At 37.4% G+C, this 15,986-nt stretch carries 10 protein-coding genes; 3 read left to right on the top strand and 7 right to left on the bottom strand.

What is annotated here, in order from left to right:
* Window positions 1-17 precede the first annotated feature (17 nt).
* The 5 genes from ACSVDH_RS08525 to ACSVDH_RS08505 form a co-directional block, all read right to left on the bottom strand.
* Entirely contained in the window at window positions 18-878 is an 861-nt protein-coding gene (locus ACSVDH_RS08525; RefSeq protein WP_299089713.1) for a carbohydrate ABC transporter permease, read from the bottom strand.
* 36 nt (window positions 879-914) lie between these two features.
* Window positions 915-1,799 (bottom strand): ABC transporter permease, encoded by an 885-nt coding sequence (locus ACSVDH_RS08520; RefSeq protein WP_299089711.1) that lies wholly within the window; start codon window positions 1,797-1,799, stop codon window positions 915-917.
* A 327-nt stretch (window positions 1,800-2,126) separates the two neighbouring features.
* On the bottom strand, window positions 2,127-3,458 hold the full coding sequence (locus ACSVDH_RS08515; RefSeq protein ID WP_439252303.1) for an ABC transporter substrate-binding protein: 1,332 nt from the start codon (window positions 3,456-3,458) through the stop codon (window positions 2,127-2,129).
* Between the two features lie 9 nt (window positions 3,459-3,467).
* Window positions 3,468-5,063, bottom strand: a complete 1,596-nt coding sequence (locus ACSVDH_RS08510) for a response regulator transcription factor (RefSeq protein WP_439252302.1) — start codon at window positions 5,061-5,063, stop codon at window positions 3,468-3,470.
* Window positions 5,041-6,849, bottom strand: coding sequence for a sensor histidine kinase (locus tag ACSVDH_RS08505; RefSeq protein WP_439252301.1), 1,809 nt, complete (start codon window positions 6,847-6,849; stop codon window positions 5,041-5,043). The genes ACSVDH_RS08510 and ACSVDH_RS08505 overlap by 23 nt, the downstream gene beginning before the upstream one ends.
* A 283-nt stretch (window positions 6,850-7,132) precedes the next feature.
* Here ACSVDH_RS08505 and ACSVDH_RS08500 point away from each other — a divergent pair, with 283 nt between their 5' ends.
* The gene (locus ACSVDH_RS08500; RefSeq protein ID WP_299089648.1) at window positions 7,133-7,318 is read left to right on the top strand and encodes a hypothetical protein; all 186 of its coding nucleotides are present in this window, start codon (window positions 7,133-7,135) and stop codon (window positions 7,316-7,318) included.
* Window positions 7,319-7,464: 146 nt separating this feature from the next.
* Here ACSVDH_RS08500 and ACSVDH_RS08495 read toward each other — a convergent pair whose 3' ends face one another.
* Window positions 7,465-8,112, bottom strand: coding sequence for a hypothetical protein (locus tag ACSVDH_RS08495; RefSeq protein ID WP_439252300.1), 648 nt, complete (start codon window positions 8,110-8,112; stop codon window positions 7,465-7,467).
* An 89-nt stretch (window positions 8,113-8,201) separates the two neighbouring features.
* Entirely contained in the window at window positions 8,202-14,165 is a 5,964-nt protein-coding gene (locus ACSVDH_RS08490) for a golvesin C-terminal-like domain-containing protein (RefSeq protein WP_439252299.1), read from the bottom strand.
* A gap of 728 nt (window positions 14,166-14,893) precedes the next feature.
* On the opposite strand from ACSVDH_RS08490, the gene ACSVDH_RS08485 reads away from it, so the two are divergent.
* Both ACSVDH_RS08485 and ACSVDH_RS08480 read left to right on the top strand, forming a co-directional pair.
* A complete protein-coding gene (locus tag ACSVDH_RS08485) occupies window positions 14,894-15,445 on the top strand; it encodes a DJ-1/PfpI family protein (RefSeq protein ID WP_299089646.1) in 552 nt (183 codons plus the stop codon).
* A 275-nt stretch (window positions 15,446-15,720) separates the two neighbouring features.
* The gene (locus ACSVDH_RS08480) at window positions 15,721-15,900 is read left to right on the top strand and encodes a hypothetical protein (RefSeq protein ID WP_299089643.1); all 180 of its coding nucleotides are present in this window, start codon (window positions 15,721-15,723) and stop codon (window positions 15,898-15,900) included.
* The last annotated feature ends 86 nt before the right edge of the window (window positions 15,901-15,986 follow it).

Here is a 15,986-nt window from a genome sequence, read left to right as displayed (position 1 = left end):
ATTTAGTAATTGGTTCATTATTTTAATGAACCAACCATAACACCTTTTTCAAAGTACTTTTGGAAAAATGGATACATCACAATCAATGGAAGACTTGAAATGACAATGGCTGAGTATTTGATCATTTCAGAAACCTTGGCTAGTTCAGCCATCGCTAATTGATCACTTATCATCCCAGGCTCTGCTTGGTTCTGAATTAAAATCGATCTTAAAACAAGCTGCAATGGATGCAGTTTAGGATCTTCAAGATAGATCATCGCATCAAAATAAGAGTTCCACTGACCAACAAAGGCATATAGTGCGAGTACAAAGATGATCGGTTTTGACAGCGGTAACACAATTTTAAAGAAAATGAGTAAATCGGATGCTCCATCCACCTTTGCTGCTTCATGCAATTCTGTAGGAATTCCTTTAAAATAAGTCCTTGCCAAAATAATATTCCAAACATTTACAGCCCCTGGGAGCAGGATTGCCCAGATGGTATTTAACATTCCTAAATCTTTTACGACTAAATAGGTTGGAATTAATCCGCCGCTAAAGAACATCGTAATCAAAAACAGCGTCATAAAGAAATTTTTCCCGACAAAACCGTTTACTGATAACGGAAAAGCAGCAAACACTGAAACCACAACCGTTATTACCGAAAAACCAACAGAATAGAGGATCGCATTTAAAAACCCTCTAATCATCGCATCATCAGATAAAATCCGCTTATACCCTTCAAGACTCCAATCAGATACATGAAAGGAAATGCCTTGATTTAATAACACGGTTGGATCCATAAAAGAGGCAATCACAACATAAACCAAAGGAACCAAGATCACTAATACAGCTAAGCATAGGAAAACACTATTTAAGGATAAAATGATGCGATCCATTCGTGTATGTTTAATCAATTTGAAAACTCCTTTCTATCAATATAAACCTTCACCTTCGTTTAATTTTTTGACAACGAAATTCACCACAACAAGCAAAATTACATTGATGACCGAATTAAACAGTCCTACAGCAGTGGAGTAGGCGTAATCACCTGCTTGCAACCCAACTTTATAGACATAGGTTGGGAGAATTTCAGATGCCGGTAAATTCATAGCCGTTTGCATTAAATAGGCCTTTTCAAAACCAATTGCCATGATTCCTCCTGCACCGAGAATAAAGATAATCGCCATTAATGGCTTTAGTGTCGGCAGATCGATATGGATGATTCTTTGTAAAATATTTGCCCCATCAATTGTCGCAGCATTATGAAGCTCAGGATCTACATTGGCTAAAGCAGCGACATAAACAATCGAAGACCAGCCGGCAGCTTGCCAAATTCCAGAAAGAATATATATTGACCTGAAGTATTCCGGCTCTGACATAAACATAACCGGCTTTCCTGTTATGAAGGCAATGATGTTATTGATCGGCCCTGTCGGTGATAAGAAAATGAACAACATCCCGACGATTACGACCACTGAAATAAAGTTTGGTGCATAGAGGATAAGTTGAATATTTTTCTTCACCGCATTTCGCCTGATTTGATTAATCATTAAGGCTAATAGAATCGGCACTGGGAACCCTAGCAATAATCCATACAAGCTAAGCTTAAGCGTACTCATAAAGATCACTTCAAAATTTGGTGATGTCAGAAAATCGGTGAAATGCTTAAATCCTACCCATTCACTGCCTAATATTCCTTTAATCGTGCTAAAATCCTTAAAAGCAATAATCGCCCCATACATTGGAACATACTTAAAAATAATTGTAAGAATAACTGCCGGAGCAATGAGCAAGTAGAGAAAATAATTTTTTCTCATATACTCGATATTGCTTTTGATTTTTGTGTTCTTGCCGGTTTTGACTGAAACATTGGTATCACTCTTTACCTTTACTAATTCTTGCAATCTGTTTCCCCCTTTGTGAAAAAATGAACCGGTAGAAAACTTTCAGAGAAATCAACCGGAAAGCGATTTCAAATTTTCACCTTTCGTTCATTTGTCTTCACCAACTTTATGTTCTCTTTGTGATTTCAACTATATCAAACAATGAAAAAGGAATATTTCAATTTTTTCGGATGTGGATATTTAATATTTTTGGGTGTTTTTTGAATAAAAAAATCCCCTAGTCTAATAACTAGAGGATATCTATTGAATATCATGTAAGCTCTTATTAATTTTTTCAACAGCCTCATCTGCTGATGCTTTTATATCCTTTCCGCCAATTCCTACTTCCTCAAACAATTTTTTGATCGCATCACTTACGACAGGATAAGCTGGTGTAACAGGCCGATTCTTTGAGTAATTTTGGGCTTGTTGGACAAAAATATTCTTCGGGTAGGTGGTAAGCTCAGGAAATTCTTCAGCTACTGAATATCTCGCAGGAAGATCACCTGTTATTTCTACATACCTTTTTGATCCTTCGAAACTTGTCACATACTTAATAAATTCCCATGCTTCTTCCGGATATTCAGACTTTGATGAGATTCCTAAAGCCCAGCCGCCGTTTGGTGCAACTTGATTTTTCGCCTTTGGCAGCGGCGCCACTCCATAATCTTCTCCCAACTTAAATTCCGGAAAATTCTTTTCAAATTCAGCTAATGTCCAAGAACCTAAAACTGTCATGGCAAGATGACCTGAGACAAAAGGATCTGGCGGCAATTCTACGACAGCTACTTTATGTTTATGATAGAGATCCTGATAAAATTGCAGTGCTTCTAACGCATTTTGCGAATTTAAATAACCGTCTGAAGTGTTCGCATCAGGACTTAAAACCTCTGCACCAAATTGCCATAAAAGCGGCATTTTAAAATATGCCGGTGCCTCGCCACCGTTAAACCCTTGAGCAGGATCGATGCCATAAATACCCTTAGCAGGATGATTAAGTTTTTTAGCAATCTCCAACACCTCATTCCAGGTCATTGGAGAATGAGGATCTTTTGAAGGAAAAGGCACTCCACCCTCTTTAAATAAGTGCATATTATAAAATAAAGCCACTCCTGACTCTACTACTGGCGAAAGATAAATTTCATTTTTATATTTTAATCCATCGAGCGTGGAAGGAGGGATATCGTCAATATTTCCTTCTGTCTTCATATAGTGGTCAATCGATAATAATGATCCGGAATGGGCATATAAAGCTAAATTCGGACTGTCTATTGACATGATATCCGGGGGATTTCCCGCTGCGATCTCTGTTCTCAGCCTCAATTCATAATCCCCATATGGAATGGAAACCATTTGAATATCTATTGAAGGATGGGCTGCTTCAAAAGCAGCAATAAGTTCTTTATACGCATCATTTTCTAATTTTGTCCCATAATTTCTCCAAAAGGTAAGTTCAATTTTATCCCGGTTCTCATTTAGCCTCAAATCTTGATCCTCTTGATTACTTGTGTATGTTTTGAAAAAAGAAAACGTATATCCTGCTATTGCGGTAATAAAAACAATAAAAATAATAATAGCGGTTCTTTTTTTCATAGTAGCCCCTTACCTTACACTTTGATTCAGCTGTAGAGACTTACGGAATTCAGCTGGTGTTTGACCAAAATGCTTTTTAAAAACAGTGCTAAAATAACCGGAATTTGAAAACCCTGCCAGGTAAGCCACATCGATAATTTTTAACTGTTCGTCTTTCAAAAACTCGCGGGCATTCGTCATTCGCAATTCGACGAGATAATCACTAAAATTTTTCCCAACATGTTGTTTAAAGATTTCAGATAAATAAGCACTGTTGATATGAAACTTTTCTGATAAAGTCGTAAGAGATATTTCACTTGCATAGTGCTTGTCCAAATAACGGCGGACATTTTCTACGATAACCAACCCATTTGAAGAATAGCGGGCGTCTTTTACTTTCTCTATAATCAATTCTGCTAATTCAATCAGCTGTTCCATTACTCTCTTATGAGCATTAAGCTCCCAAATCCGTTGTTGGCAGGTCCATATCATTTCGTTTGTATCAAGATCATATTTTGTTGCAAGTGAACCTAATAAAAATAATATTCGATTGGCAACAAATGAAAAAGACATCATGGAATGATTATGGCTCTCACCTAAAATCGACTCCATATTTTTCTTAAATTCATCATGATTGACATTTTCAATTGAATTAACCAATTTTTTCTCAACAGAAGAAGAAAACTCAACGATTTCTTTCGTAATTGTCCCATCAATCACTTGGGAATATGTGCCGGGCTGACTTTGGCTCCATGAAAGCAATGCTGAAATATAACCTGTTTTAAACTCTGTAATACCTGTCACAATCTTGCCAATTCCAACAACCGTCTCCACATTTAAATACTTCTTCACATTTCTTTGAATGATTTGAACGATGCTGGCTGTTTGATTCTGATCTTCAGAATCGATCAGATGAATAAAATGAAGCATATTGGCATAACTTGCATCATAAAAAGAGTACGTTCCTTTATAATCCTGAGAGATTTCCTTGCACAACATCGAAAACGGAAGCCATAATTCCTTAACCAATTTTGGGTTGGAATCAAAAGCTCTTATTTCTACAGTGAAAAACTGAACACGCGCATTTATATTTGCAAATTCCGCTAATTGAAGCTGTTGTAATCTCTCTATCGCAATCGTAAGCTCAGACCATTCCTCTTTGACTAAATGAAGTAAATATTGTTCTTTCATTTCTTCTAACTGATTATGAACCAATCTGTTCATTCTTTCGGTTTCGAGTTGTTTTTTCTTTTCTTCCTCTATTTCACACTGTATTCTTTTTAAAGCATCAATTAATTCATCAGGAGCAACCGGCTTTAGTAAATAATCTTTTACTCCTTCTACGAGTGATGTTCTTACATATTCGAAATCAGAATAGCCGGATAACACGATCACTTTCACATCAGGATGCTCGATATGGCATCTCTTAACAAATTCAATCCCATCCATGATTGGCATTCTGACATCCGTTATGACAACATCAACATTGATTTTCTTTAATAATTCAAGTGTTTCTTTTCCATTTGCAGCTTCCCCAACAATATTAAAGCCTTCCTCTTCCCAATCAATCTTCATTCGCAGCCCTTTACGAATTTGAATTTCATCATCTGTGATGATAACCTTCATCATGTATATCCCCCTCTGCAACTTTTATACATAATGTAATACTTGTACCTTTCCCCACTTCAGATTGGATGTTAAAAGTAAAACGATCCCCGTAATATAAATGTAATCGACTGATGACATTCTTAAGGCCTATGCTGTTGCCTCTGCTTTCTAATACATGTGTTGTTTCATTCTTTTTATTGATATTTAAGATGTCATCTTTCACCACATTAGACATTCCTGACCCTTTATCTTCTACTAGAATGGTAAGGAGATCTTCTTTCAATTCTGTTTTAACTTTAATTTCGGCTTTTGTTTTTTCTATGAAACTATATTTCACAGCGTTTTCTACAAGCGGTTGGATAATAAATTTAATAATCGGTATCGTTCTTGTTGCTTCATCTTCTTCAATTACATATGTGAGAGCACCTTCATACCTTATTTTTAGAATCTCTATGAAACTTCTGATATAGGTAATTTCTTCACCTAATTTAACAACGTCTGTTTCCGTGTTTAATGAGTATCTCATCATCTTGCCCAAATAAATGCTTACATTCATTACTTCTTTCTTTTTTCCTTGGACGGCTAATCCTCCAATAATTTCGAGTGTATTATTCAAAAAGTGAGGATTGATCTGTAATAAAAGCGCTTTATATTCAGCATCTTTTCTTCGAATATTTGCTTCATATTCTGTTTGGATTAAATGATTGAGTTGTTCAATTGTACGATTAAAAACCTTTATCACATATCCGACTTCATGATTATAAGATTTTATTGGAGGCATTACTCTTTTTGCTGCGGCAAAATCTCCTCTTTCTACTAATCTCATTGCTTTTGTAAGCTTACCTAAAGGACTAACAATATTAGAAGAAAGCAAATAAGACGTAATGATCGTTATCAAAAAAATTAAAGCGCTTATGATGAACAAATTCTTTTGTAACTGATTGATTTTGCCAAATAACTCTGCCTTGGTAATTTCGCTAATGAGAACCCAGTCTCCAACTTTTAATTTTTGATAGAATACGAGATAATCTTCTCCATTGTAGCCTGTTTCGATCAAGCCTTTATCCTGACTGTCGCTGGTTATTTTCTTAAAGCTTTTATTGATGACTTCTTTAGGTGTTTGTACTTGGCCTGATAAAACATTCAATCCTTGTTGATCTAATAAATAGACTCGACCGCTTTCTCCAAGCTTGATTTTGCTTAAGGCGGTTTCAAGCAAGGATGATGGAAAGCTTACTTTAATAATTCCGGATAACTCTAACATATTCATATCAAACAAAGGGATCAGATAACTATTCATGTTTTTTTCACGCATTTCTTGATGAAGTTGAAAGGCGTCTTTATGAGTTTTTACCCATCTTTGATCATTGTCTAAAAAATCTTTGTACCACGTCATGTCTTTTAATTCCGGTATATTCCCCCATGTACCTGTCCCATCATTTAAAAAAACGGATATCGACATTCCATTTGAATTATTAACCATCATCGATGATAGCTGCATTTTCAATTGGTTTTTTATTAATAACCGTTGCGCACTTGATACATTTTCCTTTTCTTTTTCTGTCTTTAACCACTGTTGAGTTGCTTGATTGATAAGGACTTGTTTTCCAAGATCTTCTGCTTGGGTCGTAATAGAATCAATATATAGTGAGTACTGATCCATCATTTCAAGTGTTGAGTCTTTTGTTTGTTCTTCAATGACCGATGTAAACCAGGTAGGAATAATGATAGACAAAAGCAGGAATGGCACCGTTAGTAATAACGTAAAAATAATAAACAGGCGATTTCTAAGTGAAAAAAACATTTGCCCCTCCTGGAGAAACTCTTAAAATTGAATAAGCAAAGGGATACTTGCCTTATTCAAACTTAGTCCCTCTATTTTCAGTAATCGTTTTTTATAAATTTATCATAGCCTCTCACATCTTGCCATATGATCCTTTTGTTATTCCTTCGTCATATTTTATACAAATTTACGATAAGTTTATTGGCATCACACTCTTTTAAAGGATAGAAATTCACAATAAACTGAGCTACTATTATGATATAAGCAATAATACAAATACTTCTTTTATAGGAGCGAAGCCCTTATGAAGCTAGCCATTATTTTAGTCATAATTATTGGTTTATTATCATTAGTTGGCACTATTTTATTAGGTGGAAAAGGTGATCAAAATTACGATGAAGCAACAAAGGGGAATATCTCCAGGCTTTCATGGATTTATATTATTTTAGGAATACTTGTGGTCATTGCATTTGCGCTTTACCTATTTTAAATGCTATATATAAAGTTTTTTGTTAAATTGGTTCTTCTTTTTCAAAGAAGAACTATTTTTCTAATATTAGAAAAAATCCAGATTCATGATGAACTGGATTTTCATAATTATTAACTTATTCAAACCGCAATACAAACTCAGTTTCATTATGTACCTAAATGATTTAATAGTTCCTTAAGCATTTTAAAAGGAAATCTCTTATTGTCAGAGATTCGTAAACTCAAAAAGGAGGCTTCTCCTTCACAGTACCACCCAAATTCGGGCTGATGGGTAAATTGAATACCCTTTATAGGATATCCAATGCGATCGATGACCTCATCTTGAATGAAATCATCTGAAAACAGTGCGAGTGACCGCCAGGCCTCTTTTGTTTTTTGATGGATCCGTTCTAAATCATCAGCATCCGTAATGGCCATAAAGTTGCTAAGCAATATGTAAGGAGCACTAGGATACTCAGGCACTTGCTGAGCTAGAAAATTGCCTAGTGCTTCAACTTCCTCGAAGCGCAGCACGGCGGCATGTGGGTGTGAATCATCAAATTTTCCAATTTCAATCCCGGTCGGAGCTGAACGATCATAGATTTTCAATGAAGTGCTCGGCAAATATTCACCCATCTCCAATAAAAGACCAGAGTCCTTTGTAATTGGGAATCGAATTGGATTTTCGTATTCATAAGCAAAAGGTTCATCGTCTATCACGAATTCATTTTCCCAGACTTCCGGGTCAGTTTCGAGAAAAAAATAATCGATCCAAAACTCCCTATGATGAAGTGCATTTTTCCATAATTTTTTCAAGCTGTTCCCTCCCTTATCACCATTATAATATGAAGCAGGAGCCGGTATCTATCATAGATACCGGCCTCATACTATTTATTTAATTCACATTATAAGCCGAATAAACCTCTGATTACCGAAAAGAGGGCCTTGACAACGGCTTTTTTATCAGCTTCTGTATAGAAGCTATAGGTAACTTTTGCCCCTTTTGAACTATATTTGCTTACCCTTTCATCACATTTAAAAGAAGTACTGCATGGTTGTTGTTCAACATAGATCCTTCTTACTCGATCAGGTGTGATGCCATTATCTTGAAGCCAATGATCCATCATTCCTTCAGCATGCACTCCCTGGCCTGGCACCCCTTGATATTTTTCAGGGTTTGACCTAATTTCATTATGCGATACATTGCGGAAGGTTTTTCGTTGGACCTGGCCGTTCTTATCTACATATTCGACTGCCGCATAGGTAAATGCACCATTGAGAATAGCGTTCTTTCTTCTATTATTCGGTGCATTCTTTGCATCTTCTGCCCGTTGATTAATAACCATCAAGCTTAAATCGGTGCAACCATACGGGACCTGACCTGATACGTTTGGATTCTTTAATGCTTTCGTACATTGATTTTCCTCACCGCGTTCTCTTGCTTTCGTTCTGACATGTGCCTTTACCTCAGCTGCGATATCTTTAGTAGCTGTTTCGGCTTTAGTCTGGGTCTGAGTTGTTTCTTCTTCACCTTCAAAAACATCGGATTTTGAAGCTTGATCCACAACTGCTGCTGTACCTACAACCGCAACGGTTCCAGCAACTGCCCAGCCTATCGCTTCAGCAGAAATTGGAATTAACACAACAACGAATGCGAAATGGCCGTCATATTCCACGTTTGTGATCGGATTTCCCCCTGCAAAGGCATAAGGGTTGTTTGTATATGGATCCGTTGTGAGGCTCATATCTGATAACGCCCCGTTGTACATATCACGGCTCAAGAAACGGTTTAAGCCTGGATCGTAATTCCTGAAGCCCATATCATATTGCTTAGTTGCGGGATCCCAGCGTTTTGAATTATACCTGTAATTGTTATACGGCTCTTGATCAGGATTGTTAGGTTCAGGCTTATCAACGCCTGTAAATGCCTTCTCATCATTTTGCCCGTAAGCGGTATATCCATAAGTAGCTCTGGTGCTCCCTTTGTCATCTGTCAATGTCTCAACATCTGTATGAGGATTGTAGCCATAGTAGGAATCTTCTTGTCCTTCATTGTCAGTGTATTTTACCATCGACAATCGTTCGCCCCATGGGGAATACTGATAGGATTTTGTAATCTCTCCGGCAATTTCCTCATTCAGGACATTATCTGAGAGGCCAAGATAGTTGAAATTGGTTGTTTTTGCGCCATCTTTCTCTGCATTAACCGTTTGGCTCACTGTCCGATCTAACGGATCATACGTATATCTTGTAACCTCTGTATTTCCCTGTTCGTTCAACTGTTGATGCTCGGATACTCGGTCAAATCCATCATATTTATATCTCTCAAGCTGTTTATCATTGGCTGTTACTGTGTCTAATCGGCCTGTCGGATCATAGTTGTAACTTACCGTGACACCGCCTGTTTCCATCGTTTGGAGACGGTTGCGGTCATAATTAAAATTCGTTTTTTTGCCGTCAATCGTTTCTTCAATCACATTGCCGTTCGCATCATGCACATAGGTTTCGGTTTTTGCGTTATCACCGGTCTTGGTGTATTCAACAATTTGTCCCATGAGGTTGTACTTATAAGAAAGCACACTATTTACTGATTTATTGTCAGCGTCAAGCATTTGAAGGGTATCTTTCACTTTATGACCGTCAGCATTGTATTCAAGCGAATGTTGATTAACAATGGTGCCATCAGGCTTTTTCTCTGTCTGCTGTTTTAGTAAGTTATCCCAGTAGTAAGAGTAGGTAACCACATTGCCATTGCCCTTTTTCTCCTGCTGCTTTAATCCGTTCTTTGTATACTCATAAGTAGTAACCTTTGGTTCATTGCCATTTTCTTTATTGGTTACTTTTTCAACCTGATTTAATTCATTAAAAACATAATCTGATATATCTTGATCATGCTGTCTTTTAATTGCATTCCCATTTGCGTCATAGGAATACGTCGTTGTATGCAGATTTTTACCGTCTTTTAATTCCTCGACTTTCAGGATCTCATTCAGTTCCGTATAGGTCATTTCATAAGTATCCGTTTTCGATCCTGAGCTTGAATCGGTCATTTTTATTAGATTAGCATTGGCATCATAGTAGTAATCTAATTGTTTGGATTCTTCGTCTTTCGTATTTCCTTTTTCTCGAACTAATTTAACGGCATCTGCTATGACTGTTCCGTTTGCTTTGTTGGAAAGAGTAAGCTTCCCAGTTTTCTTTTCATCAAAGGTGTATTTACCAAGGGATACCCATTCTCCGGCATTTTCCTTCTGATCAACTGTTTTTTCGTTTGTTCCTTTTTCGTGTTCAATCGTGAAAGGAGCATCACTTGCCGAGTCAGACCGGGCAGGATATTTGATATAAACCGTATACTCACCTGATTCGGGAATATGCAGCTTCCAGCTAAATTGATTCTGTCCGTTACCTTTATGACTATAAAAATAGTTATATCCGTGATAGCCTTTTTCTGCGTCAGCTGTTTCCCAATTATCTGTCGACTCTATGTTTTGCTTGTCACTATTATCGACAAGAGCAACTTGTTCGCCTACGGGGAATCCGTCATCTGTTTTAGACTTCAATTTCCCGTCCGGATAATACGACCAGCTCATTGTCCGACTGCTCGAACCTCCTGCACTGGTAAGAGTCCGTTTCGTCTGCAAACCAATCTCATTGTATTCAAAGCTTGTTTGGATATCCCAAGGGTCGCTCGAACTTTTAACCCATCCGTTGTCAAAGTAGGAATACGTATTGTCATTGCGAACTTTCTGACCTTCTGATGGAGGCGCACTCACTTTTGTTAAATTGCCTACTTCGTCATAATACTTAATCAGTTTATGTTGTTCGCGATCACGCGGATTATCACTGGATGGATCAATCGGATAGATGATTTCTTTTTCTCTGTTTAGGGCATCGTAAACAATTTTTTGTGTGAAATCGTCTGTTTCTGCTGTTTCCATTCCTCTTGGTGCGATTACCTTCGTCCGATTCCCAACTTCATCGTACTCATAACGCATGACGGCCGTTTTTCCTTCTTCGTGAGGAATCCTCATTTCCTCTACCAGACCGCGTTCATCATAGACAGTCGTTAGGGTCCGGCCCTCTTTATTTACAACTTGAATACGGTTGCTGTCATGGTCATATACATATTTGATGCTGTTTCCTTTTGCATCAATTTCTTCTATAACACGATGATTGAGATCGAATTTAGCTTGGGATGTATAATCATCTTTTTCTTCTGTTTCATTTCCTTTTGGTTCGGTTATTTTTACGGTGTTTCCTACCTTGTCATATTCATAGGTAATTTTGTGATTTTTACTGTTGGATGTACTGATCAACTGATCCAGTTCGTCATAAATATAAGTTGTTGTAAAATCAGTTGGATCATCAGGCGTTAAATTCCCTTTTGGTTCAGTTTGTTTGACAAGGTTTCCTATCAGATCGAATTCGTAAGTTGTTTTTCGAACAGGTGATGTATCGGAATCTTTCGGCTCAATTGCTGTAACCATCTGATCGACAGCATCGTAAGTATAGTCCGATTTCGCTCCATTTGGTGCTGTTTGACTAATCACATTATCATTTTGGTCATAAACTGGAGCAGGTGTGACAATGTATTCTCCCTTTTCTTGATCCTTAGGGACTTTACTTGTGAGAGGGCGGTTGAAAACATCGTACGTATATTCACTTTTCTTCCCTTTGGCATCTATGATGGAGAGTACTTCACCGCGCTTCCCATATTGATAGCTGGTTTCTTGTTTAAGCGCATCGGTAATCGTCGTTGGATAGCCATTTGGATCATATCCATAGTTCTGTGCATCAGAATCTCCATAAGTGGTAACACCGCCGTTTGCATCAGTGACCGTATGCAACAGGCCTGTCGTTCCATAATAGGTGTACGTAGTCGTGTAATCTCCCGATTCTTCGGTAGCATTTCCTTTAGGGTCTGTGACAGATAACAAATTGCCTGTGCTGTCATAGGTAAACGTATGGACACGACCTTCAGGACTTGTTTTTTTCACAAGGTCAGCGACATGGCCATCTTTAGAATATTGATATTCAAGCTTTTGCGATTTTCTCTTAGATGGATCTTTAATGGCGTTATTGACAGCATCGGTTTTTAACACCAGCAGTCCGTTATCCTCATAAGACCAGGTTGTCACTGCTCCATTTGGTTCTTCAAGGCGATCAACATTATGATCGTCGTCCCAGTGCATGCGGGTTGTTAAATTTTTGGCATTCGTAATTTCAGTGGGATTTCCATACCCGTTTATTTGATATGTTGTTTTATGCTTGAGCGCATCGGTAACTGTTGTGATTACTTCTGAATCATTGTTAGGCGGATTATCTGTGTCTTCATAATCAAAACGGGTTACTCCCTTTAACCTGTCGATAATTTGTTCTATTTTCCCGTTGTCTTTACCGTTTTCAATATAGCGAAACTCTGTTTTATTGCCGCGTGGATCGACAGCAGCTACCATTTTCGTATGGATGGATTTAGCATCATACACAAACTGGAAAATTTTTGCGTCTTTTGTTCCAGCTCCATCCGTAATTTGAGCAAGAGTGCCGTTTCGTACGTCACTACTATTATCATTATAAGTAAACTCTAATGTACGTCCTGAAATATCCTTTATCGCTTGAATTTTATCGATAATTTTCGGGTTTTTTGTTTCATCCTTGGTGTAGTAATCAATTTTTAACGTTTCTCGTTTAGAAGGATCAATTAGCGCGGTTAAAAATTTGGTAGGTTTCTTGTTAGAGTGGCGCTCTTCATACACAAACTGCATTTCGTTTCCATTCTTATCACGTGTGGCAACCTGGTACCCATCTTCATCAAAAATAAATTGGGTACGGTCAGAGCGGGTAAATATCCATTGACGTTCTTTCTTTTCCGTTTGAATCATTTCCAAATAAAGATTGACTCCAGCTGGTTCAACATACTCAGGCTTATCTGCCTTTGAATCTTTTACGTAAAAGACATGTCTTGTCCCGTCTCCGTCAGTTAAGGTAACTTCTCGCGGAGGTTTATTACCATTCCCGACAAATTCAAGCGGACTACCTAGCTTCATTATATTTGAAGCAGAAATTGTCCAACCATGGCCTAGCGGAGAGTCAGAGGTATCCAAGCTGTTGTACGTAAATCGTATAAATGTCGATAGCCCCAGTCCTGGATTATTAAATGGATCATAGCTAAAGACCATGTTTCCGTTATGTAAATTCACCATTGCTGTAGATCCAGCTCCGGTATTTTTACCAAGAAACTGATAAAACTTTTCCAGTCCAATACCATTTGACGCAGGATCTTCAATACGTACAGTATAATCGCCGGTTTTTGGCCCACCGTTTTCTGAAAGCCATTTCTTGTTCTTTTGATTGTAAAGATCCCATTTTAAGATATATTCATTAGGATGATTTCCCTGTGCACTCTGTATTGGGGTTTTTATCTTAGCTGTAAGGGTAACAGATTTCCCAGGAGTAATGTCTTGGGGTAAAGAAGTTTCTAAGCGACTTCCTTCTTTTGTTATATCCTCTCCATCTGGCAGCGTCCAGTGATACGAAAGCACAAAGTCCTCCGCTTTCATTGTCTCACCGGTATTGTTCGTAACCTTTACTTGTACACTATAAGGATTTTCATTACCAGGAATCATGCGGGCAGGCGTATACGGTGCTTCGTATGCAGGAGGTGTGTATTCTTCCTCATTCTTCACCGAATTACTAAAGATACTGCTTATAATGAGCTTACCTGAAGCACCAATACTTTCAAAGTTAGCATTCTTTAAAAAGCCCTGTACCCCTTGAGTAGCAAAAACCAGGTTTGGCTGGCTACCCACAAAAAATACTAAAATAATTAACATCAGCAACAACCGTCGAACTGCTCTTGTCCCTTTCATATTAACCTCCTAATCAATTAATTTAGTGCCTGTTCATGAAAAGGTTAAATAATGAGTGTACCTACCTTTTCCCCCCTTTAATACGTTTTTCAAGACTATCTATTACAGTTTAAAGAGATTGGGATTTTATACCAAGTTAGCAAAGACCTATTCTAGCATTATTTTACAACATCAACAAAAACAGGATAAAAGTAACAAAATGCGAGGATGTTCAGACGCCTTTCATGCTGATATCCCTCATGGAGAAAGTAAAAAAACATATTATTATGAAGAAGATGATGGAGCGATGGCATCCGCCTTCGAATGAGATAGAAATGCATCCAAAGGAGCAAAAGAGTGGGAAGTCCTCACACATCTAGGTAACAAGGAGTTCTTCACTGCCTCCGTTGTTGACTCCTTTTAACCCATTTTTTATCATTGCTTACCCCAGGACCGAAATCTTTAATGACACGGTAACTCTTTCCGATCATTCACTTGAGGTATTTTTTCTAACATCTTGATTGAAGTTTTTTCGTTTAAATCTTATAAAACATAAATAACGGTATTGTTAAACATGCCTGTTTATGACAAATGTTGAGTATCCTCTCAAATCTTATAGTTTATAATCTTCGAACTTTATCATCGAATAAAATAAAAAGGAAATCATATACAATTGTCGAATTGATTAAATGAAAAGGTAATATGACAGGAGTTACCAACTATATAAAGAGATACGGGAGGTTTTGTTCATGAGTAAGAGAGTACTGATTGTTACTGGAGATGCTGTTGAGGCGCTTGAAATTTTTTATCCATATTACCGATGTCTGGAGGAAGGATTTGATGTAACGATAGCTTCACCTTCTGTAAAAAAACTGCAAACGGTCAGTCATGATTTTATTGAAGGTATGGAGACATATGTTGAAAAACCTGCTTATGGCATCGATTCGCAGCTATCGTTTGCAGATGTGAATCCATCAGACTATGACGGGTTAATTATTCCTGGTGGCCGCGCACCTGAATATATCCGCTTAGACGAATCCTTGCCGAATATTGTCCGTCACTTCTTTGAAGAAAATAAGCCTGTTGGTGCAATTTGTCATGCCGCACAAGTGCTAACGGTCGTACCAGATCTAATGAAGGGCCGGGAGTATACAGCATATATTGCTTGTAAACCCGATGTAATAGCATGTGGCGGTACCTATATTGAAGAAACTTTACACATTCATAAGAACCTTGTTTCCGGTCATGCGTGGCCTGATCTGCCAGGGTTTATGCGGGAATTTATTAAATTACTGAAATAATGTCAGATACCACATAGCATAATATGAATTGACGTTAACAAGCGACCTTATTACTTTTTTTCAAAATAATAAGGTCGCTGACTTATTTTCCTTTTCAACTGCGTTCATTAAGCTAATTTCCCCACTGTAACCTAACAAACCTTTCACTTGACCTATATTTCGAAAACGCTCACAAATTGTTCAAAAAAATTCATTAAAAACGCTTACAAAAAAATAGATTTTGTTTTATAATATAATAAAATTTAGTCAATCATACACCTAAGGAGAATACAGTGATGAAACAGTTTGTTTTTTTAATAGATACAGGTAATGAAACAAAAGAACATAAAATCAATGCTGCCGGTATGACAGATGCAGTGAAGCGAATTAAAGATATGAAGAAGGATTTTATGAAAGGTGACAATTCACATCTTAAGATAAAATTTAAAGGCGTTATATATGAAAACGCTTACTGATTTCTTTTTACTTTCCAGAAATTTTGTTTTTCTTTCTAAAGTTTTTATTTCAACATACCTTCTAAAACATTGATCCGAATATCGGA

This window comes from Metabacillus sp. Hm71 (genome assembly GCF_051842955.2).
Lineage (GTDB): Bacteria > Bacillota > Bacilli > Bacillales > Bacillaceae > Metabacillus.
The sequence above is the reverse complement of the archived record's forward strand: the minus strand, read 5'-3'. Positions and strand labels throughout refer to the sequence as shown.

Coding starts and splice junctions, on each gene's coding strand:
- ACSVDH_RS08525 (WP_299089713.1), bottom strand. CDS start 878: ATGGATCGCATCATTTTATCCTTAAATAGTGTTTTCCTATGCTTAGCT.
- ACSVDH_RS08520 (WP_299089711.1), bottom strand. CDS start 1,799: ATGAGAAAAAATTATTTTCTCTACTTGCTCATTGCTCCGGCAGTTATT.
- ACSVDH_RS08515 (WP_439252303.1), bottom strand. CDS start 3,458: ATGAAAAAAAGAACCGCTATTATTATTTTTATTGTTTTTATTACCGCA.
- ACSVDH_RS08510 (WP_439252302.1), bottom strand. CDS start 5,063: ATGAAGGTTATCATCACAGATGATGAAATTCAAATTCGTAAAGGGCTG.
- ACSVDH_RS08505 (WP_439252301.1), bottom strand. CDS start 6,849: ATGTTTTTTTCACTTAGAAATCGCCTGTTTATTATTTTTACGTTATTA.
- ACSVDH_RS08500 (WP_299089648.1), top strand. CDS start 7,133: ATGAAGCTAGCCATTATTTTAGTCATAATTATTGGTTTATTATCATTA.
- ACSVDH_RS08490 (WP_439252299.1), bottom strand. CDS start 14,165: ATGAAAGGGACAAGAGCAGTTCGACGGTTGTTGCTGATGTTAATTATT.
- ACSVDH_RS08485 (WP_299089646.1), top strand. CDS start 14,894: ATGAGTAAGAGAGTACTGATTGTTACTGGAGATGCTGTTGAGGCGCTT.
- ACSVDH_RS08480 (WP_299089643.1), top strand. CDS start 15,721: ATGAAACAGTTTGTTTTTTTAATAGATACAGGTAATGAAACAAAAGAA.